The following is a 21,515-nucleotide window of genomic DNA, read 5'->3' as shown; positions in this document are numbered from 1 at the left end:
GGTATGGATCAGACAAAGTCGTCGAAGATCCAGTCTTTTTCTTTTTTCTTTTTCTTCACAGGAGCTTCCGGACCGTAACCGTACTCGGGGCCGTAGCCATTCTGCGGGTCATAGCCGTTTTCCGGTTCGTAGTAGCCGTCCTGGGGCTCGTAATTTTCGTCCGGATTGTAGTTATCCTGATTATCATAACCGTCTTCCGGGGGATAATCGCTCCGGGCGTCGTAGCCATTCTGGGACTGGTAGTTGTTTTCAGGGTCGTAATAGCCATTCTGTGGCTCATAGTTATTTTTCGGGTTGTAATACCCCTCCTGCGGCTCATCGTTTCCATCCGGAGAATAGTCTCCATTTTCAGGATGATACCCATTCTGCGGATTTTTCGCATACCGGGGATCGTACTGATTCTGCGGGCCATTATAATGGTAGGGAGCCCGCCGTGTCTGGGGATTCCGGTATACCGGCTGCTGCGGTCCGGGTCCATAACCGCCCTGGGGTCCATAGCCCTCCTGGGGTTCATAATATTCTTCCCGACTGTTTTTCTTCTTTCTGCCAAAAAACTTCTTCTTCGGCTTTGCAGGAGCTTCCTCCCAGGCTGGTTCCTGTTCGTACTCATACTCATAAGCAGCGGCCTTCTTCTTTTTCTTCCGGGGACGGAAGATCGTCTTTCTGCCGGTCCAGCCGATGATTCGTACGAGAATGATTCCCCAGAAAACGCCGAAGCTGTCGATGCAGACATCCTTCACCGCGGGGGACCGTCCCGCCACGAAGGATTGATGGTATTCATCCCCGCAGGAAAAGCCCACGCAGATGATTCCCGCCACCAGCATCAGGAGAAAACCGTGGAGCCCGTACACATAGAGCGGAAAAGAAACCGCCACGGCCAGGGCAAAATATTCTGTCATATGGGCCAGCTTCCGGGTGATAAAGTTGATCTTATCGGCCCACTGGGAAAGCTGCCATTCCTCATGCCCACCATCAAAGATATAGTCCGCTGTCTGGACAATCTTGTAACTGACTTTATAGCTCAGTGCCGAGGAGACTTCTCCGGGCTGGGCGGAAAACGAATAAATCATATACATCAGCATCAGTGCAGGAAGGAAAGACAATGGTTTCAACAATGTTTTAATCATAAGCATTCGCCTCCAATCCGCTCAATCATATCATTTGAGAAGGGAATTGTCCAGTTTGTTAAGGAAATACTAATAAAAATCCCCGGTGCAGGACCGGGGATTGAAAGTCGATATTTATTTGCCGGAGGCATCCGGGAAATCAAAGAAACATTTGATGGGAACTTCCAGTACGTCAGCGATGTCGAAGAGCGCTTCCAGGGAAATGCTGGTGGGCATGTTCGGAGCCTCCAGGTTGCTGATGTGGGTGCGGCTCAGATCGCACTCCTCTGCCAGCTGAAGCTGTGTCAGACCATGCATTTTACGGTAATAGGCAACTGCCAGACCGAGCTGTTTGTACTGCTGTTTTCGTTTGTCACTTTTCATGTGTAGTCCGCCTTTCTGTTTTTGAGAATCCATATAACTGACTATTCGGGATGTTCCAAGGGTTTGGAACGGTCAGTCTCATATCCTGCAAAGAGGCGCAGGAAACTGCCACTTTTCGCAGAGTTATACTATCATAAGTGTAGTATCTGGAAAATAAAAATGGAACAAATATCAATTATATAATAGCATAAAAATCATTTGCAAAATAGAAAAAAAGAGTTATAATAGATAAAAAAGGGCAAAATCAGGGCTGATTTTGAAGAAAAAGAGCAAATTCAATCAACTGTTCCCGGCGTTCGGAGGACAGTGAACGGTAGATATCCATCAGCTGCTGTTCCGGAGGCGTGAGTGGCAGAACGGGAGGTTCTTTCGAAGCGGCGATGAGATCCAGATTTTCCGAATTGAGGAAATAGGTGAAAGGCACCTTGTAGAAAGATGCCAGATCCATGATGACATCCAGAGAAGGCGTACGTTTGCCGCGTTCGTAGTTGGAATACGTTGCACGGCCGATATTCAGTTTGGAACTGACAAAGGCCTGCGTGAAATGATTCCTCTCGCGGAGATCACGCAGTCGTTCATACAGAATCTGATTGTTCATGGAAGCCTCCCGGACATAGCCATCATCTTTGGTAAAGGAAGTATTTTACTGAGTATTTTGCCTACTAAAGTCGTAAATCTCATTATAACAATCTCTGTCTCTTTAAAAAACGGTGTGCAACAAAATGAAACAAAAATATAGATAATGCAACAAAATGTTGCAAAATACTAGATGAAAATGATATAATAAACGTGGTATAGTAACTGTGGTTCAAGGCGGACACGACCTGTCCGTTTCGGGAGGGAAAGAGAATGAAGACTTCAGTTTTAAAATTTGGAATGGAACATAAGGGTTTTCTGGCGGCCTGTTGTAGAAAATGGGAGAAGTACAAAGCGGACCGGATTGAGAGAAAATTCCTGAAAGAGAATCCCCGGCGGCTGTCACGTCAGGATTCGGAAAAGATTTTGAAGAATATACTGGATAAGAAGAAATAGAAAGGGATGAGCCGAGGCTCATCCTTTTTTTGATAGATCGCAACTGTTCAGTACCTTCACAGTGGCTCTTGAATGGTTACGTCAGAGCCACTGAACTTAAATAGCTGTTATGGTATTCTTTTTTGAAGGTCACATCTTCGATGAACCAGTCCGGCGGGGTGAAAGTGTTGGCGGCTTCCTCTGTGGGAAACTCCACCTCGGCGAGGATCATGCCGGCGAAGGTCCCGGAGAAGAGATCCAGCTCGATCGTGAGGACGTCGTCCAGAGGGATGAGATAGCGCCGTTTGGTGATGACATTGCCGTCGGCTTTGGCCTTGAGATGCTCGTAGGCTTCCCTGGTGAGGGGCAGGTTGTACTCCTCGTGGGCCATCATGCCGCTGGACTTGTAGGTGAGAATGTAGCGGTCGTCCTGGCGGCGGATGCGGACCACCGGAGCGGTACAGAGATAGGCCTGCTCGATATCGTGGTAAGCGTAAGTTTCCAGATTTTCCGGAAGCTCACGGATCAGGTATTTGCGTTCGATTTCCATAAAAAAACCTCCTTTTACGGGGAAGTTTACCATAAATGAAAAATCTTGTAAATCACTTGTATCACAGCCGGAGATTTGCTAAGATAGGCGGTGACAACGTTTGACAGGGAGCTGAATCAGGCATCCCGGACAAGGAGGAAAGAATATGAGTAAGGTATATGTATTTCTTGCAGACGGTTTTGAAGAGATCGAAGGTCTTACTGTGGTAGACCTTTTAAGAAGGGCAGGCATTGAGACGATTACGGTTTCCGTTATGGGACGGGAGGAAATCATCGGTTCCCACCGGATTCCGGTGACAGCGGATACCCTCATCGGAAAGGTACACCCGACGAAGGAAGATATGCTGGTGCTTCCGGGAGGCATGCCGGGAACTCTGCATCTGGGAGACTGTGAGGGCCTCAAGGGCTTCCTTATGAAAGCAGCTGAGGAAAACGGCCGGATCGCAGCAATCTGTGCGGCGCCCACGGTTCTCGGAAAGCTTGGCTTATTAAATGGAAGAAAAGCCATCTGCTACCCGGGCATGGAGGATGGTCTTACCGGCGCTGAAGTGACCGTTGAACCGGTTGTGACCGATGGAAACATCACGACCTCCAGAGGTCTTGGCACCGCGATTCCCTTTGCGCTTCGCCTCATTGAGGAACTCTCCGGAAAAGAGACGGCGGACAGGATCGCCGAGAGCGTCGTTTATCAGGCGTAAGGAGGCTGAACAATCATGTGGACGAGAGAAGAGTTAAAGATCCGGGCGAAAAATGTTCTCCGGGGCTGTTTCTGGTCAGCAGTCGTTGTGGCACTGATCACCGGCATCCTCACGGGAAGTTTTTCCAGCAGCCGCTCCAATGTGCAGAATGCCCGGGAAATCAATTACAATGAGATTCAGAGCGGCGGAGAGAGCCTTGTGGACAGTGCAACCCAGATGATTACCGGAAGCGGTCACCAGACGGAAAATCTCCTTGCGAGAGTGGCTGGAATGAGTTTTGGCCTGGTGTTCCTGGGAGTCGGCATCAGCGTTATGCTTCTGGGCCTTGCCTTTGGTATTCTGGTGGGCAGTCCGATCGAGGTGGGAGCCAGCCGTTTCTTTATGCGAACCAGGGAAGAGAGCACCGGCATGGGCGAGCTTTTCTGGGCTTTCCGTCAGGGGCAGTTCTGGCATATCGTCCTCATCATGCTGGTGATGAAAGTGAAGATTTTTCTCTGGGGACTTCTTTTTGTGATTCCGGGCATTGTGAAATCCTACGAGTACCGGATGGTTCCCTATATTCTGGCGGAAAATCCAAATCTTCAGATGTCTGAGGTCTTTGCTCTCAGCCGTGAGATGACGATGAATCAGAAGATGAATATTTTTGTGTTGGATCTTTCCTTTATCCCCTGGCAGCTCCTTTCCAGCGTCACCCTCGGACTGGCCGGAATTTTCTGGGTAAATCCCTATACGCGGGCTACGGAAGCGGAGCTTTACGCCGTCCTCCGGCAGAATGTTCTGGACTCAGGCTTTGCCAACGGTTTTACTCTGCCGGGTTTTGGAAGCGGTACCGGTACTTTTTAAAAAAAAGAGTGGCTTTTTCTTTTGAATTGTGCTATAGTACTAAAATGACTGTAAGTATGGAGAAGTCTGTCAAATCAGCACCATGGCACAGAGCAGGGGGAAGAACAACCCCATAATCAAGCAGAACCGTTTGAAAAGACGGACTGCAAAAAACATAGAAACTTAGGAGGAGAAACACACCATGAGTTTACAGGTTGAAAAACTGGAAAAAAACATGGCGAAGCTGACCATCGAGGCTTCTGCCGAGGACTTTGAAAAAGCAATTCAGAAAGTATATCTGAAAGCCAGAGGAAGAATCAATATCCCGGGCTTCCGTAAAGGTAAAGCACCGCGCAAACTGATCGAGAAAATGTACGGCACAGGCGTTTTCTACGAAGATGCTGCTAACGATCTGATCCCGACTGCTTACGCAGAGGCTCTGAAGGACTGCGATCTTGAGATCGTTTCCCGTCCGGAGATCAATGTAACCCAGATCGAGTCCGGCAAACCCTTCATCTTCACTGCAGAGGTTGCTGTGAAACCGGAAGTTACCCTTGGCGAGTACAAAGGCGTAGAGGTTGAGAAGAGCGACGTTGAAGTAACTGACGAGGACATCAACAAAGAGGTTGACAAGGAGAGAGAGAACAACTCCAGAACCATCGATGTAGATGACAGAGCAGTTGAGAGCGGCGACATCATCAAGCTTGACTTTGACGGTTCCGTAGACGGCGTTCCCTTCGCTGGCGGAAAAGCTGAGAACTACACCCTGACCATCGGTTCCGGAAGCTTCATCCCGGGCTTCGAGGATCAGCTGATCGGTACCAAGATCGGTGAGGACAAAGACGTTACCGTTACTTTCCCGGAGGACTATCATGAGAAGAGCCTTGCAGGAAAAGAAGCCGTATTCAAATGCAAAGTAAATGCAATCACTGTAAAAGAGCTTCCGGACGCTGACGACGAGTTCGCAAGCGAAGTTTCCGAGTTCGAGACCCTCGCTGAGTACAAAGAGGACATCAAGAAGAAATTGACCGAGAAGAAAGAGAAAGAGGCAAGAGCAAAGAAAGAAGCTCAGGCCGTTGAGAAAGCAGTAGAGAATGCCACCATGGAGATCCCGGATGCCATGATCGACACCCAGGTTCAGAGCATGATGGAAGATTTTGCCAGAAGAATGCAGTCTCAGGGTCTTTCCCTGGAGCAGTACTTCCAGTTCACCGGCATGGATGCAAAGAAGATGCATGACCAGATGAAACCGGAAGCTCTGAAACGTATTCAGAACAGCCTGGTTCTTGAGGCTGTAGCAAAAGCAGAAAACATCGAAATTTCCGATGAAAAGGTAGATGAGGAGATCGCAAAGATGGCTGAGGCTTACAAGATGGAAGTTGAGAAGCTCAAAGGCATCATCGGCGATTCCGAGAGAGATCAGATGAAGAAAGACCTGGCTGTACAGGCTGCTGCAGATCTGATCGCAGACGCTGCTAAAGAGGCGTAAGAGACATCTGCCTGCGGAAGTTCCCGGAAAGGAGATTCTTCGAAATGAGCTTAGTACCTTATGTCATTGAACAGACCAGCCGCGGCGAGAGAAGCTACGACATTTATTCCAGACTTCTGAAGGACAGAATCATTTTCCTGGGCGAGGAGGTTACGGACGTCAGCGCCAACCTGATCGTTGCTCAGCTTCTGTTCCTGGAAGCGGAGGATCCTGGAAAGGATATTCATCTGTATATCAACAGTCCTGGCGGCTCTGTTTCAGCCGGACTGGCAATTTATGACACCATGCGTTACATCAAATGCGACGTGTCAACCATCTGCCTTGGCATGGCAGCCAGCATGGGAGCTTTCCTCCTGGCCGGCGGCACCAAGGGCAAACGTTTTGCCCTGCCCAATGCAGAGATCATGATTCACCAGCCCTCCGGCGGAGCACAGGGTCAGGCGACCGATATCAAGATCGTATCTGATCACATCATCGCCACAAGGAAAAGGCTGAATGAGCATCTGGCAGCCAACACCGGCCAGCCGCTTAGCGTCATCGAGGTGGATACCGAGCGTGATAATTACATGAGCGCTGAGGAGGCCAAAGCATACGGCCTCATCGACAGCGTCATCACAAATCACTAAAGGATAAGCGTGAGGGGATGTTACGTTCAGCAACATCCCCTCATGTGCGTTGATAAGTTTTGAAGAAAACTGCTGAAAAGTTTGTATGAGGTGGAAATTCTATGGCAGGAAAATATGGAGAACATAACAAAGTAAGATGTTCTTTTTGTAATAAATCAGAGGACCAGGTGAGAAAGCTCATCGCCGGTCCGGAGGGCGTCTATATCTGCGACGAATGCATCGAGATCTGTGCGGAGATCATAGACGAAGAACTGGACGAATACTATGAGCAGGACGAGAACCAGAGCGGCATCAACCTGATGAAGCCCAAGGAGATCACTGCTTTTCTGGATGATTATGTCATCGGCCAGGACGAGGCGAAAAAGACCCTGGCTGTGGCCGTCTATAATCATTATAAAAGAATTACCGTCGGCAAGCGCGTGGACGGCGTGGAGCTGCAGAAGAGCAACATTCTGATGCTGGGTCCCACCGGTTCAGGTAAAACCCTGCTGGCTCAGACACTGGCGAAAATGCTGAATGTGCCCTTTGCCATCGCAGATGCCACCACGCTGACTGAGGCCGGTTATGTGGGTGAGGATGTGGAAAATATCCTCCTGAAGCTGATTCAGGCAGCCGACTACGATATCAAGCGTGCCGAGTACGGTATTGTTTACATCGACGAGTTTGATAAGATCACGAGAAAATCCGAGAACGCCTCCATCACCCGCGATGTGTCCGGTGAGGGCGTACAGCAGGCACTTCTTAAGATCCTTGAGGGAACCGTAGCTTCCGTGCCGCCCCAGGGTGGAAGAAAGCACCCGCATCAGGAGCTTCTCCAGATCGATACCACAAATATCCTTTTCATCTGCGGCGGAGCCTTCGAGGGCATGGAAAAAGTCATCGAGGCACGTCTGGATCAGAAGGAGATCGGTTTCAACTCTGTGGTCAACGATAAGAAGAATCATAACGTGGGAGAAATCCTGCGCCAGGTACTGCCCCAGGATTTCGTGAAGTTCGGAATGATTCCGGAGATCATCGGCCGTGTGCCCATGGTTGTTTCCCTGGATCAGCTGGACCGCGAGGCTCTGATCCGCATCCTGAAAGAGCCGAAAAACTCCATCATCAAGCAGTATCAGAAGCTCTTTGAGATGGACGGCGTGGAGCTTTCCTTTGCGGATGACGCCATCGAGGAAGTGGCAGACAAGACCCTGGAGAGAAAGACAGGAGCCAGAGGCCTCCGGGCCATCATGGAGAAAGCAATGCTGGATATCATGTACAACCTGCCCTCCGATGAGAATGTGGAGAGCTGCCTGATCACGAAGGACGTCATCGACGGAAGCGGCGAGCCGGTGCTGATGTACAGCGACGACGGCAAGCTTCCCTCTGTAAAAACGAAAAAAAGCAAGAAAGATAAAGAGATTGAGGAAACTGCATGAATGAACTGATCAAAAACATACCGGTTGTGGCTCTCCGTGGAATGACGCTTCTGCCCTCCATGATCACGCATTTTGATATCAGCCGGGAAAAATCAGTCAAAGCGGTGGAGACTGCCATGCTCCGTGACCAGAAGCTGGTGGTTGTGACCCAGAAATCTCCGGAAACACAGGATCCTGGAAGGAAGGATCTTCATAAGATCGGTACCCTTGTCACCGTGAAGCAGATCATGAAACTGCCCCAGAATATTTTCCGGGTGCTGGCGGAAGGTCTGGAACGGGTGGAAGTGATGGATCTGGATGTGGCGGACGGCTGCCTTGTGGCAGATGCCGCCACTTTTTCGGAGGAGGAGCTGGCCCTTCCCGATGAAAAAAATCAGGAAGCTATGGTTCAGACCCTCCGGACCATTTTCCAGGATTACTGCCAGGCCAACGGCAAGATCAGCCGCGAGACGGCGCTTCAGATCATGGAGCAGACGGACCTCCAGAAAATGGTGGATCAGATCGCTGTGAACATTCCTGTGTTTTATGAGGAAAAACAGAAGCTTCTGGAAGCGGTGGATTTAACCGAGCGCTTCGAGCAGCTGTCTGTTCTTCTTGAAAATGAGATCCAGGTCATGAACATCAAGACTGAGATTCAGGAGAAGGTCAAAGCCCGCGTTGACAAAAATCAGAGAGAATACATCCTCCGGGAACAGCTGAAAGTGATCCGGGAGGAATTAGGCGAGGACACCACCGGAGCCGAGGCAGATCATTTCCAGGAGGAGGCAGATAAGCTGGAGGCTTCCGACGAGGTGAAGGAGCGCATCGAGAAAGAGATCGAGCGTTTCAAAAATGCCGGAAACAACTCCGCGGAAAGTTCCGTGATCCGGGGCTATATCGAGACGCTTCTCGAACTTCCCTGGGATAAAGAATCCGTTGACAACATGGATCTTGCCAATGCCCGGGAGATCCTGGACGAGGATCATTACGGCCTTGAGAAGGTCAAGGAGCGGGTGTTGGAATTTCTGGCTGTCCGCGCCCTGACGAAGAAAGGCGACAGCCCCATTATTTGTCTGGTGGGCCCGCCGGGAACCGGTAAGACTTCGATCGCCCGCTCGATCGCAAGAGCCCTGGACAAGAAATATGTCCGGATCTGTCTGGGCGGCGTCCGGGATGAGGCAGAGATCCGCGGCCACAGAAGAACCTATATAGGAGCGATGCCGGGCCGTATCGCCAACGGTATGAAGCAGGCCGGGGTGAAGAACCCGCTGATGCTTCTGGACGAGATTGACAAGGTGAGCAGCGACTATAAGGGAGATACCTCCTCCGCTCTTCTGGAGGTGCTGGATTCCGAACAGAACAACAAGTTCCGCGATCATTATGTGGAGCTTCCGCTGGATCTTTCCGAGGTGCTTTTCATCGCCACGGCCAACGATGTTCAGACGATTCCACGGCCTCTTCTGGACCGTATGGAGCTCATCGAGGTTTCCAGCTACACGGAAAACGAGAAGCTGCACATTGCAAAAGAGCACCTGTTAGAGAAACAGATCGAGAAAAACGGCCTCTGCGGCTATGATTTTTCCATCACGGACAAGGCTATGAAGAAACTGATTTCCTCCTACACCCGGGAAACCGGTGTGCGAAGCCTGGAGCGGAAGATCGGCGAGATCTGCCGGAAAGCGGCGCGGGAGTTTCTGGAGGAAGGCAAGGGAAGCATCAAAGTCACCGAGACCAGCCTTAAGAACTATCTCGGCAAGGAGCGCTACACGGTCAACCGCCTGAACGACGCCGATGACATCGGAATCGTCCGGGGCCTGGCCTGGACCAGCGTGGGCGGCGATACCCTGGAGATCGAGGTCAACGTCATGCCCGGAAAAGGAGAGCTTCTCCTCACCGGCCAGCTGGGAGACGTGATGAAGGAATCCGCCATGGCGGGCATCAGCTACATCCGTTCTGTCAGCCGGGAATATGGCATCGATGATAAATTTTTCAAGGAAAATGATATCCATATCCACATTCCGGAGGGAGCCGTTCCCAAGGACGGGCCTTCTGCGGGAATCACGATGGCCACAGCCATGACCTCCGCGATCACGAAGCTTCCGGTACGGGCCGATATCGCCATGACCGGAGAGATCACGCTGCGGGGAAGAGTCCTTCCCATCGGCGGCCTCAAGGAAAAGCTTCTGGCAGCGAAGAACGCGGGCATCCGCCTGGTTCTGGTGCCGGAGAAAAACCGGCCGGATGTGGCAGAGATTTCCTCCGAGATCAAAAAAGGTCTGGAGATCCGTTTTGTCTCCCATATGGATGAAGTCCTGAAAGCGGCGCTTGTTAAAAATTCGGAGAACTGATTATGATTATAAAAAATGTGACACTGGAAACGGTCTGCGGCATCACAAGCCCGCTGCCGAAAAATGAGCGCATGGAGGTGGCCTTCGCCGGAAAATCCAACGTGGGAAAATCTTCCATGATCAACGCCCTGATGAACCGGAAAGCCCTGGCGCGGACCAGTTCCCAGCCGGGAAAGACCCAGACTATCAACTTTTACAATGTCAACAGTGAGGTTTACCTGGTGGACCTTCCGGGCTACGGCTATGCGAAGGTTTCTCAGTCAGAGAAGGAGAAGTGGGGAAAGCTCATCGAGAACTACCTCCACAAATCCCCGATGCTGAAAGCCGTGTTCCTGCTGATCGATATCCGTCATGAGCCCTCCGCCAACGACAAGATCATGTACGACTGGATCGTGAGCAACGGCTTTGACCCCATTATCATCGCCACCAAGCTGGACAAGATTAAAAGAAGCCAGATTCAGAAACAGTTGAAGCTGGTTCGTACGGGCCTGGGCGTAAAGCCGGGCACGGTCATCATCCCCTTCTCCGCGGAGACCAAGCAGGGAAGAGACGAGATCTGGGCCTATATTGAAGGCTTAATGAAAGAGCCGGAGAAAGTTTCTGAGGAGGAGTGAGCGAAACTCCCCCTTGACAAATGAAAAATCCTCGGCTATGATACAGACTATAGCGAAAAAGAACAAAGGTTGTGAGAAAGAGGAGTACATACCCGGGCACCGCCAGAGAGAGATTCCCGACAGGCTGAGAGGAATCTGTAGGAGAGCAGGTATGGAAGGTAGCTTTTGAACCGACAGGCTGAACTTTGACAGTAAGCCTGCCCGTCCGATCCCCGTTAAAAGATCTCTGAGATATGCGAGAAAGAAGCATAAGAAAAGGTGGTACCGCGAGACATTCGCCCTTTGCACATGAACTGTGTGCAGAGGGCTTTTCTTTTGCGCGTCAGGCATGAGCCATGCCGAAAGCCATGCGAGCGTGCAAAAGCTGCTTGCAGATTTTTGCACGTTTGAATGGCTTTTGATAGGGCGACGCCCGCGACTGAGGTTTTGCAAAGCAAAACCGAAGTGATGGCATGGCGTTCCTCCCGCACACTTCCTCACAACCACTCACAAGAAAGGAAAGAATCCCATGAACAAAGAACTGGCAAAAACCTATGATCCCAAGGGCATAGAAGACCGTCTTTACCAGAAATGGCTGGACAAGAAATACTTCCATGCAGAAGTAGACAGAAGCAAGAAACCTTTTACCATTGTAATGCCGCCGCCAAACGTAACCGGTCAGCTCCATATGGGCCACGCTCTGGACAACACGATGCAGGATATCCTGATCCGTTATAAGAGAATGCAGGGTTACAACGCACTGTGGCAGCCGGGAACCGACCACGCAGCCATTGCTACCGAGGTAAAAGTTACCGCGAAGCTTCGTGAGCAGGGCATCGACAAAGAGAAGATCGGCCGTGAGGAGTTCCTCAAACATGCCTGGGCCTGGAAAGAAGAGTACGGTGGAAAGATCATCAATCAGCTGCACAAGCTGGGTTCCTCCGCTGACTGGGACAGAGAGCGTTTCACGATGGACGAGGGCTGTTCCAAAGCCGTAGAAGAAGTTTTCGTACGCCTCTATGAGAAAGGCTACATCTACAAAGGCTCCCGCATCATCAACTGGTGCCCGGTCTGCCAGACTTCCATCTCTGATGCCGAGGTAGAGCATGAGGATCAGGATGGTTTCTTCTGGCACATCAATTACCCCATCGTAGGTGAAGAGGGCAAATTCGTGGAGATCGCCACGACCCGTCCGGAGACTCTTCTCGGCGATACCGCAGTGGCAGTAAACCCGGATGACGAGCGTTATCAGCACCTCATCGGAAAAATGCTGAAGCTCCCCCTCACCGACCGCGAGATCCCGGTGATCGGCGATTTCTATGTAGACAAAGAGTTCGGAACCGGCTGCGTAAAGATCACCCCGGCTCATGACCCCAACGACTTCGAGGTTGGAAAACGTCACAACCTGGAAGAGATCAACATCCTGAACGATGACGGAACCATCAACGAAAAAGGCGGCAAATACGCCGGCATGGACCGTTACGATGCCAGAAAAGCCATGGTAGAAGATCTGAAAGACCTGGGTCTTCTGGTAAAAGTTGTTCCCCATACCCATGCCGTAGGAACCCATGACCGCTGCCACACCACCGTAGAGCCCATGATCAAACAGCAGTGGTTTGTAAAGATGGAAGAGATGGCAAAACCGGCCGTTGAGGCAGTAAAATCCGGCAAACTGAAATTTGTTCCGGAGCGCTTCGACAAGACATATTTCCACTGGCTGGAGAACATCCATGACTGGTGTATTTCCCGTCAGCTCTGGTGGGGCCACCGGATTCCGGCTTACTACTGTGACGACTGCGGCGAGGTTGTCGTAAGAAGAGGAGGCGCTCCGGACAAATGCCCGAAATGCGGCTGCACTCACTTTACACAGGATGAGGATACGTTGGATACCTGGTTCTCCTCCGCCCTCTGGCCCTTCTCTACACTGGGCTGGCCGGACAAGACCGAGGATCTGGACTATTTCTTCCCGACAGACGTACTGGTAACGGGTTACGATATCATCCTTTTCTGGGTTATCCGTATGGTATTCTCCTCTCTGGAGCAGACCGGCGAGGTTCCCTTCCATCATGTACTGATTCACGGACTGGTTCGTGACAGCCAGGGAAGAAAGATGAGTAAATCCCTTGGAAACGGTATCGATCCTCTGGAAGTCATCGACAAATACGGCGCAGATGCGCTCCGCCTGACTCTGATGACCGGAAATGCTCCCGGAAACGACATGCGTTTCTACTGGGATCGTGTGGAAGCCAGCCGTAACTTCGCCAACAAAGTATGGAACGCTTCCCGTTTCATCATGATGAACCTCGAGAAAGCCGATGTTCCGGCAGAGATGGATCTCAATGACCTGACCGGAGCAGACAAATGGATTCTTTCCAAGGTTAACCATCTGGCAAAAGAAGTGACTGAGAACCTCGACAAATACGAGCTCGGTATCGCTGTGCAGAAGGTTTACGATTTCATCTGGGAGGAGTTCTGCGACTGGTACATCGAGATGGTGAAACCCCGTCTTTACAATGACGAGGATACCACGAAGGCAGCAGCTCTCTGGACACTGAAGACCGTTCTCTCCAATGCCCTGAAGCTTCTTCATCCCTACATGCCCTTCATCACAGAGGAAATCTACTGCACACTCCGTCCGGAAGAGGAGTCCATCATGATCGCTTCCTGGCCGGAATACCAGGAGAGCTGGAACTTTGCAGAGGATGAGAACGCCATCGAGACCATCAAAGAGGCTGTTCGTGCAATCCGTAATGTGCGTACCGGCATGAACGTACCGCCCAGCAAGAAAGCGAAAGTTTTCGTTGTATCTGAGGACGAGGCAGTCCGCGAGATCTTCGAGAACGGAAAAGTCTTCTTCGCAACCCTGGGTTATGCCAGCGATGTCACCGTACAGGTGGACAAGGCAGGCATCGGCGAGGATGCGGTTTCTGCAGTGATCCACAAAGCGACAATCTACATGCCCTTTGCAGAGCTGGTAGATATCGAGAAAGAGATCGAGCGTCTGAAAAAAGAGGAGGAGCGTCTCACCAAAGAGCTGGCACGTTCTAACGGCATGCTGAACAATGAGCGTTTCATCAGCAAAGCGCCCCAGGCCAAGATCGATGAAGAAAAAGCGAAACTGACCAAATATACGGAGATGATGGCTCAGGTGAAAGAGCGCCTGGCCCAGCTCGCGAAATAAGATTGAAAAAAGAGAAGAGCTTTACCGGAAATCTACCCGGTAAGGCTTTTCTTTCACAAGGAGAAAAATATGCCCCTTCAGTTTATCCTGGGAAGCTCGGGAAGCGGAAAGTCCCGTTATCTGTATGAGACGGTGATCCGGGAATCCCTGGCTGCACCAAAAGAAAATTTTCTGGTACTAGTACCGGAGCAGTTTACGATGGAGATTCAGCGGAATCTGACCGAGCTTCATCCGCGGAAAGGAATCTTAAATATTGATGTGCTGAGCTTTCAGCGTCTGGCCCTCAGGGTTCTGGAGGACCTGGGGGCGGACCGGAGGCGGGTCCTCGAGGAGACCGGAAAAAATCTGGTGATCCGTCGCTGCGCCATGGAGCACAAGAAAGAGCTGACCCTTCTCGAAGGAAGTATGGAGAAAAACGGCTACATCAGCCAGGTGAAATCCATGATCTCGGAGCTGGCTCAGTACCGGATCGAGCCGGAACAGATGGACGGGATCTTGGAAGGCCTTGAGGGCCAGCCCCGCCTCTATTATAAATGGAAGGATATCGGTATCCTCTACCAGGCCTTTCAGGAGCGGATGGCGAAGGACTATGTGACGGCGGAGGAACTTCTGGAGGTGCTGGCGGAGCATGCGGAGGAGTCAGGCCTCCTCTCAGGCTGCACGATCGCCTTGGACAGTTATACGGGCTTTACCCCGATTCAGCTTGCCCTCCTTAAAAAACTTCTTCCGCGGGCAAAAAAAATCCTCGTGACTGTGACCGTCGATCCCCGTACGGACTGGGGAAAGCTCGGGAAAATGCATGAGTTGTTCTACCTCAGTCAGAAGACGATCCAGAGCCTGACGAACCTCTGTAAGGAGACTGGTACGGAAATTTTGGAGTCGGTGATTCTGGGAAGAAAGGGTGTCCGCCGCTTTAATGGCCGCCCGGCCCTTGCTTTTCTTGAGAGCCATCTGTTCCGCACGGGAAAAAACTATTTTGCCGGGGGGATCTTTTACCTGGAGAAGCCGTCGGATGAAATTTCGATCCACGCCTGTGCGAATCCGAGAGAGGAGGCGGAGTTTGCGGCCCGGACGATCCTGAAGCTGACCCGGGAGCAGAAGCTTGCTTTCCGGGAGATCGCCCTCATCAGCGGCGACATGGAGACCTACGCCCGGGAGATCCGCCGGGTCTTTCCGAAGTACGGGATTCCCTGCTTTATCGATGAGACGAAACGCGTTCTCTTAAATCCGTTCCTGGAATTTATGAAGGCGGCGCTGGAAATGCTGATCCGCGATTACAGCTATGAGACGGTTTTCCGCTTCCTTCGCTGCGGCTTGGTGGATTTTGCACCGGAGACCATCGATTATGTGGAAAATTATGTGTTGGCGGCGGGAATCCGGGGATATTCCATGTGGAAAAAGGAGTGGACTCAGGAGACCAGAAGCTTTTCGGCCGAGGATTTGCCGAGGCTTAATGCGTTCAGGGAGACTTTCCTTGAGAAGACAGCGGCTTACACGGAAGCCATGCGGGGAAAAAATATCACAGTGCGCCAGCGGACCGAAGGGCTCTACCGTTTCATCGCCGGGGAAAAGCTTCAGCAGAAGCTCACTCAGATGGAAAAGAACTTTGAGGAACAGGGAAAAATGGACGAGGCCAAGGTCTATCACCAGATCTACGGGACGGTCATCAGTCTCTTTGACAAGCTGGTAGAGTTTCTGGGCGACGAGGTCATGAGCCTGAAGGACTATAAGGAGCTTCTGGAGGCCGGTTTCGAGGACAGCCGCGTGGGCCTGATTCCGCCCTCGCTGGACGAGGTGCTGGTGGGCGACATGGAGCGAACCCGTCTCAAAGACATCAAGGTGCTGATTTTCCTGGGGCTCAACGAGGGTATCGTGCCTTCGGCGGGAAAAGGCGGAGGTATCCTCTCGGAGGAGGAGAGAAGCTTCCTCTCGGATCAGGGCGTGACGCTGGCACCGGGAACCAGGGAAAACAGCTTTGTGGAGCGTTTTTATCTCTATCTGCATCTTACGAAGCCCTCCGAGCGGCTCTATCTGACGATGGCGAAGGCAGATCTCGAAGGAAAAGCGATGCGGCCCTCCTATGTGGTGGGGCGGATTCAGAGGCTCTTCCCGGAGCTTTCTGTGACCGACGAGGAAGCGGACCAGTCCTTCAAAAAACGGGTCTGGACGCCGGAAAACGGCCTCTCCTGTCTGACCGAGGGGATTCTGAAAATGAAAGAGGGGGAATTTTCTCCGGAGTTTCAGGAACTCTATCTCTGGTACAGTAAGGAGCCGAAATGGAAGGAAAAGCTGGAGCGTCTTCTCCATGCGGCTTTCGCCGGGAACGAGGATTCCGGCATCGGAAGGGAGGCGGCGAAGGCCCTCTACGGAAACGTGCTGACCAACAGCGTGAGCCGGCTGGAGACCTTCGCGGCCTGTGCCTGCGAGCATTTCCTGCGGTATGGCCTTAGGCTTACCGAGCGGGAAACGCTGGAATTTGCCCCGGTGGATATGGGAAATCTTTTCCACAAGGCGCTGGAGATCTTTTCAGAAAAGGTGGAAGCGAGCGAGTGGACCTGGTTTGACCTGCCCGACGAGGAGGCGGAAAAGCTCACAGAGGAGGCTGTCTCTGAGGCAGCGGCCTTTATCCGTAGCCCCGGTCTTAAGAAGGACAGCCGGAGCGCCTATGCGCTGAAACGGATCCGGCGGATCATGGGCCGCACGATCTGGGCTTTGCTGATTCAGATCCGGAGCGGCATGTTCGAGCCCGGAAACTTCGAGGTGCCCTTTTCCGCGATTGAAAATCTGGAAGCGGTGAATCTGAGCCTTCCTGACAACACAAAGATGAAGCTCAAAGGCCGGATTGACCGCATCGATTACTGTGAAAATGAGGAAGAGGTTTTCGTGAAAGTGGTGGATTATAAGTCCGGAAACACGAAATTTGACCTGGCGGCTTTTTATTACGGCCTGCAGCTGCAGCTCATGGTCTATCTGAACGCGGCTCTCGAGCTGGAGCGCCGGGCGAAGAAGGAGAAAACCGTGACCCCGGCGGGAATCTTCTATTATCATGTGGAAGATCCCCTGCTGGAGCTTTCCGGGGACGAAGATCCCGATGAGATCCGAAAACAGCTCTTAAAGGAACTGAAGGTCAACGGTCTGGTGAACAGCCGCGAGGAGATCATCAAGTCCATGGACCGCTTTTTACAGGGAACTTCGAGCGTGATCCCGGTCTCCGTCAACAAGGACGGGTCTCTCGGAAAAGCCTCCCGGACCGCCAGCACAAAGCAGTTTGCAGCCATGTCGGCTTACGCGGGCAAAAAGATGCAGGAGCTTGGAAGCGAGATCCTGAAAGGAAAGGCGGAGCGCCTGCCCTATGAGCGGAAAAATCAGACCGCCTGCGATTACTGCGTCTTCCGCAGCGTCTGCGGCTTTGATCTGAAGGATAAAAGTATGAAATTCCGTCGGCTGGAGGAGTTAAGCGCCGACGAAGCACTGAGAAAGATCGAGGAGGAGATGAAATGAGCAATCAGTGGACCCCAGACCAGAAGAAGGTCATCGACCTCAGAAACCGGAATCTCCTGGTCTCCGCAGCGGCGGGCTCCGGAAAGACGGCGGTCCTTATCGAGAGGATCTTGAATCTGATCTCAGACCCGGTCCGGCCTGTGGATATCGACGAGCTTCTGGTCGTGACTTTCACCCGGGCGGCGGCGGGAGAGATGCGGGAGCGTCTGAATACCGCCATAGAGAAGAAGCTTTCCGAGGGGGAAGAGGAGGAGCATCTGACCCGGCAGCTCACGCTGATCCAGAGCGCCCAGATCACCACGATTGACAGCTTCTGCAGTTACATTTTAAAGAGCTATTTCCACGTCATTGGTCTGGACCCAAACTACCGGGTTATGGACGAGGGCGAAGGGAAACTTCTCAAGACCCAGGTGGTTCAGGAGCTTCTGGAGAGCTATTTTGAGGAGGCGACGCCGGAATTTCAGGAGTTTGTGGAGTGCCTTGCCACCGGAAAAAATGACCAGATCCTCGAGGATTCCATTCTCCGTCTCTATGAATTTGCCATGAGCTATCCTTATCCCGAAAAATGGCTGGAGGAATGCTTAAGCGTCTATTCCGCCCGGACGATGGAAGAATTTGAAAATGCCGGGTGGCTTCAGGGGTGGCTCAATTCCACCCGGGAACTCATCGGAGATCTCGAGGAATTGCTGGAGAAGGCTCTTTCCATCTGTAAGGAGAATGGAGGACCCTATCTCTATGAGCCGGCCATCCTTTCCGACCTGGAAAATCTGGAAAAATGCAAGGGAGCGAAGGGCTACCGGGAGTTTTACCAGGCCTTTCAGTCCATGGATAAATGGGCGAGACTTTCCACGAAAAAGGATGAAACGATCGACGAAAACAAGAAAAAACAGGTGAAAGCCCTCCGGGATCAGGTGAAAGACGAGATTAAGGCCCTGGAAGAGGACTATTTTGCCGAGAGTCCCGAGACGGAGTTTGCGGATATGCAGGCGGCGGGCCGGCCCATGAAGGTGCTGGTGGAGCTGACCCTTGCCTTTACCCGGCGTTTTGCCGAGGAAAAGAGAGCGCGGAATCTCTGCGATTTCCACGATATGGAGCATCTGGCTCTCTCGATTCTTGTGGATGAGGAGGGACAGCCGACGGATACGGCGAAGGAGCTCTCCGGTCGTTTCAAAGAGATCATGATCGACGAGTACCAGGACAGCAACCTGGTGCAGGAGGCCATTCTGACGGCGGTTTCGAGGGAGCACGAGGGTCTGCGGAACATTTTCATGGTGGGTGATGTGAAGCAGAGTATCTACCGCTTCCGCTTGGCAAGACCCGAGCTTTTCCTAGAAAAATATGAGACCTACACGCTGGAGGATTCCGACTGCCAGCGCATTGATTTGAAAAAGAATTTCCGAAGCCGCCGGGAGATTCTGGCCTTCACCAACGAGATTTTCCGGGAGGTCATGCGCCAGAATCCGGGAAAAATTCTCTATACGGCGGAGACGGCCCTTTATCCGGGAGCAGACTATCCGGAAATGGACCCGATGACCCTCCGGCCTGAGCTTCTTCTTCTGGATCTTGACGAGGATGAGGAGCTGATGGAAAGGGTTCGGATGACACCGGGAGAGCTGGAGGCGGAGCTGACCGGCCAGCGGATCTTAAAGATGGTGGGAAAAGAGGAAATTTTCGATAAAACCATCGGCAAAACCGGCAGTATGAGAAAAATCGAATTTAAGGATATCGTGATCCTCTTCCGTTCCCCCTCCGCCTTTGCGGAAAGCTATGGAAAGGTGCTGGAGAATATGGGAATCCCGGTCTATGTGGGCACGCGGAGCGGCTATTTTTCCACACGGGAGGTGCAGGTAGTCCTGTCCCTCCTGAAAATCATCGACAATTCCAGTCAGGACATCCCTCTGGCGGCGGTGCTCCTTTCCTCCATCGGCGGTTTCACGAAGAAGGAGACAGCCCTGATCCGGAGCAGCTGCGGGGAGGAAAAAGCCTTCCATGAGAGCTGCCGCTGGTACCGGGAAAACGGGGAGGACGAGAAGCTTCGGAAAAAACTGGAGGATTTCTACGCTCTTCTGGAGGATTTCCGGCAGCAGGCAGCTTTCACGCCGATCCATGAGCTGCTCTGGTATATTTTTGATGTGACCGGCTATGCAGAGGAAGCGGCGGTCATGCCGGCGGGAGAGCAGCGGGCACAGAACCTGAAAATGCTGGTTCAGAAGGCCTGGGATTATGAGAAAACCAGCTACCGCGGTCTCTTTAATTTCATCCGCTACATCGAGAATCTGCAGAAGTACGACGTAGATTACGGCGAGGCCCAGAGTCTCGGGGAAAACCGGAATGTGGTCCAGATCATGAGTATTCACCGAAGCAAAGGCCTGGAATTTCCTGTGGTTTTCTTAGGAGGTCTGGAAAAGCAGTTCAACAAAATGGACACCAGAAGCCGGATGGTGCTGGATGCGGACCTTGGCATCGGCTTTGATATGGTGGACCCGGTTTTGCGGGTTCGCCGGACCACTCTTTTTAAGCGCTGCATTCAGGCGAAGGTCAACGACGACAACATCGGCGAGGAGATCCGCGTTCTCTATGTGGCCCTGACCCGGGCGAAAGAAAAACTGATCCTTACGGGAGCCGTCTCCGGCCTTGAGAAAAAGCTGGAGCGCTGGTGCCAGAGCGCGTCACCTCTGAAATACGGCCTTTCCTATCAGATCCTTTCGGGGGCCGGAGGGTACCTCGATCTTCTGATGCCGGTGCTCTTAAAGTACGAGAGCGCCAGGGAGCTTCTGGGAGAAAAAGGCGAAATTCGGCCCCTGCGTGAGGAAGAGGATGCGGTCTGGACGACCCCGGTGGCGATTCGGAAATTATCGGTGCAGGATCTTCTGGCCGGTGGCGTGGAGCAGGAGGCCAGAAAAGCTCTGGATATCGAGAGCCTCAGGCTTCTTCGCTCCGATGAAATCTACGAACCGGAGTTTCACGAGATTCTGGGAAAACGCATGGCAGAGGCAGAAGAGCAGCATTACCAGCGGATTCCGGTGAAGCTTACGGTCTCCCAGCTCAAGCGCCAGAGCGAGGCGGAGCTGGAGACGGAGAGTGAGCTTCTTTACGGAGAAGAATCGAAAAAAGAAGCAGATTGGGAAGACTGGGAGAGGATCTTTGAGGACTCTCTTTTTAAAGAACAGACAGATTTAAAAACAGGAACGGAGGAAGCGCTTCCGGAAGTCGAAGAGATCATTCCGGACTTTCTGAAAGACGAAGCCCCCGTCCAGGGAGCGGCCCGGGGAACGGCCTACCATATTTTCTTACAGTATCTCGATTTCACCCGGGCGGAGAGCCTGGAAGCCGTGGAAGAGCAGCTTCAGGAACTGAAAGAGAAAGGGCGGCTCACCAGAGAGGAGGCCGCCGCCATCGACTGCCGGAGAATCTTATGCTTCTCAAAAGGAGCCTTGGGGCAGCGGATGGCGAGGGCGCAGCAGGCTGGTGTTCTCTTCCGGGAGCAGCATTTCATCTATGCGATCCCCGCAGCCCGGCTCTACCCGGAAGCCGAAGAGGGACGAAAGCTCTTGATCCAGGGAGTTGTGGACGCCTATTTCGAGGAAGCAGACGGCCTTATCCTGGTGGATTACAAAACCGACTATGTGGAAAAAGGCGGGGAAGCGGTCCTTTACCGAAAATATGCGGCCCAGCTCAACTACTATACCGAGGCCCTGGAACAGCTGACCGGCAGAAAGGTGAAGGAGAAGATCCTGTATTCCGTCCGTCTTCAGAAAGAGTTAAGGGAAAACTGATTGCTTTTTAATAGGAAGAAAGGTATACTAGGGACAG

The 21,515-nt window shown here is 52.2% G+C and carries 15 protein-coding genes and 1 other annotated feature; of the genes, 11 read left to right on the top strand and 4 right to left on the bottom strand.

Annotated features, from left to right (window positions below; genetic code table 11):
* Positions 1-8: 8 nt before the first annotated feature.
* The 3 genes from LKD71_RS18260 to LKD71_RS02815 all read right to left on the bottom strand — a co-directional run bounded on the left by LKD71_RS18260 (position 9) and on the right by LKD71_RS02815 (position 2,088).
* Positions 9-1,127, bottom strand: a complete 1,119-nt coding sequence (locus LKD71_RS18260; RefSeq protein WP_331466361.1) for a VanZ family protein — start codon at positions 1,125-1,127, stop codon at positions 9-11.
* Positions 1,128-1,241: 114 nt separating this feature from the next.
* On the bottom strand, positions 1,242-1,490 hold the full coding sequence (locus tag LKD71_RS02820; protein ID WP_117764407.1) for a helix-turn-helix domain-containing protein: 249 nt from the start codon (positions 1,488-1,490) through the stop codon (positions 1,242-1,244).
* A gap of 244 nt (positions 1,491-1,734) precedes the next feature.
* Positions 1,735-2,088 carry a helix-turn-helix domain-containing protein gene (locus LKD71_RS02815; protein WP_227614263.1) on the bottom strand — a complete coding sequence of 118 codons (354 nt, stop codon included), beginning with the start codon at positions 2,086-2,088 and terminating at the stop codon, positions 1,735-1,737.
* Between the two features lie 251 nt (positions 2,089-2,339).
* Between LKD71_RS02815 and LKD71_RS02810 the strand changes: the two genes are divergently transcribed.
* Positions 2,340-2,522, top strand: coding sequence for a hypothetical protein (locus tag LKD71_RS02810; protein ID WP_227614262.1), 183 nt, complete (start codon positions 2,340-2,342; stop codon positions 2,520-2,522).
* 76 nt (positions 2,523-2,598) lie between these two features.
* On the opposite strand, the gene LKD71_RS02805 is transcribed toward LKD71_RS02810, so the two are convergent.
* Positions 2,599-3,051, bottom strand: coding sequence for a CYTH domain-containing protein (locus LKD71_RS02805; protein ID WP_178046669.1), 453 nt, complete (start codon positions 3,049-3,051; stop codon positions 2,599-2,601).
* A 145-nt stretch (positions 3,052-3,196) separates the two neighbouring features.
* Here LKD71_RS02805 and LKD71_RS02800 point away from each other — a divergent pair, with 145 nt between their 5' ends.
* The 10 genes from LKD71_RS02800 to addA all read left to right on the top strand — a co-directional run bounded on the left by LKD71_RS02800 (position 3,197) and on the right by addA (position 21,478).
* A complete protein-coding gene (locus tag LKD71_RS02800) occupies positions 3,197-3,748 on the top strand; it encodes a DJ-1 family glyoxalase III (RefSeq protein WP_227614261.1) in 552 nt (183 codons plus the stop codon).
* Positions 3,749-3,763: 15 nt separating this feature from the next.
* Entirely contained in the window at positions 3,764-4,591 is an 828-nt protein-coding gene (locus LKD71_RS02795) for a DUF975 family protein (RefSeq protein WP_227614260.1), read from the top strand.
* 181 nt (positions 4,592-4,772) lie between these two features.
* A complete protein-coding gene (gene tig / locus LKD71_RS02790; protein WP_178046672.1) occupies positions 4,773-6,059 on the top strand; it encodes a trigger factor in 1,287 nt (428 codons plus the stop codon).
* Positions 6,060-6,103: 44 nt separating this feature from the next.
* Entirely contained in the window at positions 6,104-6,685 is a 582-nt protein-coding gene (clpP, locus tag LKD71_RS02785) for an ATP-dependent Clp endopeptidase proteolytic subunit ClpP (protein ID WP_117764326.1), read from the top strand.
* 101 nt (positions 6,686-6,786) lie between these two features.
* Positions 6,787-8,100 carry an ATP-dependent Clp protease ATP-binding subunit ClpX gene (clpX, locus tag LKD71_RS02780; protein WP_178046673.1) on the top strand — a complete coding sequence of 438 codons (1,314 nt, stop codon included), beginning with the start codon at positions 6,787-6,789 and terminating at the stop codon, positions 8,098-8,100.
* Positions 8,097-10,427, top strand: coding sequence for an endopeptidase La (lon, locus tag LKD71_RS02775; RefSeq protein WP_227614259.1), 2,331 nt, complete (start codon positions 8,097-8,099; stop codon positions 10,425-10,427). Before clpX ends, lon begins: the two co-directional genes overlap by 4 nt.
* 2 nt (positions 10,428-10,429) lie before the next feature.
* Positions 10,430-11,041: a ribosome biogenesis GTP-binding protein YihA/YsxC gene (gene yihA, locus LKD71_RS02770; protein ID WP_227614258.1), complete on the top strand. Its 612-nt coding sequence runs from the start codon at positions 10,430-10,432 to the stop codon at positions 11,039-11,041.
* A gap of 62 nt (positions 11,042-11,103) precedes the next feature.
* Positions 11,104-11,327: a binding site (T-box leader), on the top strand.
* A 222-nt stretch (positions 11,328-11,549) separates the two neighbouring features.
* Positions 11,550-14,201, top strand: a complete 2,652-nt coding sequence (locus LKD71_RS02765) for a valine--tRNA ligase (RefSeq protein WP_227614257.1) — start codon at positions 11,550-11,552, stop codon at positions 14,199-14,201.
* Positions 14,202-14,270: 69 nt separating this feature from the next.
* Positions 14,271-17,702, top strand: coding sequence for a helicase-exonuclease AddAB subunit AddB (gene addB, locus LKD71_RS02760; RefSeq protein ID WP_227614256.1), 3,432 nt, complete (start codon positions 14,271-14,273; stop codon positions 17,700-17,702).
* Entirely contained in the window at positions 17,699-21,478 is a 3,780-nt protein-coding gene (gene addA / locus LKD71_RS02755; RefSeq protein WP_227614255.1) for a helicase-exonuclease AddAB subunit AddA, read from the top strand. Before addB ends, addA begins: the two co-directional genes overlap by 4 nt.
* Positions 21,479-21,515: the final 37 nt, after the last annotated feature.

The organism is Fusicatenibacter faecihominis (assembly GCF_020686945.1).
In the GTDB taxonomy this organism is placed as follows: Bacteria; Bacillota; Clostridia; order Lachnospirales; family Lachnospiraceae; genus Limivivens; species Limivivens faecihominis.
The sequence above is the reverse complement of the archived record's forward strand: the minus strand, read 5'-3'. Positions and strand labels throughout refer to the sequence as shown.

What these genes read in the sequence shown, in the direction of transcription:
- LKD71_RS02800 (WP_227614261.1), top strand. Translation starts at nt 3,197, where the DNA reads ATGAGTAAGGTATATGTATTTCTTGCAGACGGTTTTGAAGAGATCGAA.
- LKD71_RS18260 (WP_331466361.1), bottom strand. Translation starts at nt 1,127, where the DNA reads ATGATTAAAACATTGTTGAAACCATTGTCTTTCCTTCCTGCACTGATG.
- lon (WP_227614259.1), top strand. Translation starts at nt 8,097, where the DNA reads ATGAATGAACTGATCAAAAACATACCGGTTGTGGCTCTCCGTGGAATG.
- LKD71_RS02810 (WP_227614262.1), top strand. Translation starts at nt 2,340, where the DNA reads ATGAAGACTTCAGTTTTAAAATTTGGAATGGAACATAAGGGTTTTCTG.
- LKD71_RS02765 (WP_227614257.1), top strand. Translation starts at nt 11,550, where the DNA reads ATGAACAAAGAACTGGCAAAAACCTATGATCCCAAGGGCATAGAAGAC.
- clpP (WP_117764326.1), top strand. Translation starts at nt 6,104, where the DNA reads ATGAGCTTAGTACCTTATGTCATTGAACAGACCAGCCGCGGCGAGAGA.
- LKD71_RS02820 (WP_117764407.1), bottom strand. Translation starts at nt 1,490, where the DNA reads ATGAAAAGTGACAAACGAAAACAGCAGTACAAACAGCTCGGTCTGGCA.
- addA (WP_227614255.1), top strand. Translation starts at nt 17,699, where the DNA reads ATGAGCAATCAGTGGACCCCAGACCAGAAGAAGGTCATCGACCTCAGA.
- yihA (WP_227614258.1), top strand. Translation starts at nt 10,430, where the DNA reads ATGATTATAAAAAATGTGACACTGGAAACGGTCTGCGGCATCACAAGC.
- LKD71_RS02795 (WP_227614260.1), top strand. Translation starts at nt 3,764, where the DNA reads ATGTGGACGAGAGAAGAGTTAAAGATCCGGGCGAAAAATGTTCTCCGG.
- LKD71_RS02815 (WP_227614263.1), bottom strand. Translation starts at nt 2,088, where the DNA reads ATGAACAATCAGATTCTGTATGAACGACTGCGTGATCTCCGCGAGAGG.
- tig (WP_178046672.1), top strand. Translation starts at nt 4,773, where the DNA reads ATGAGTTTACAGGTTGAAAAACTGGAAAAAAACATGGCGAAGCTGACC.
- addB (WP_227614256.1), top strand. Translation starts at nt 14,271, where the DNA reads ATGCCCCTTCAGTTTATCCTGGGAAGCTCGGGAAGCGGAAAGTCCCGT.
- clpX (WP_178046673.1), top strand. Translation starts at nt 6,787, where the DNA reads ATGGCAGGAAAATATGGAGAACATAACAAAGTAAGATGTTCTTTTTGT.
- LKD71_RS02805 (WP_178046669.1), bottom strand. Translation starts at nt 3,051, where the DNA reads ATGGAAATCGAACGCAAATACCTGATCCGTGAGCTTCCGGAAAATCTG.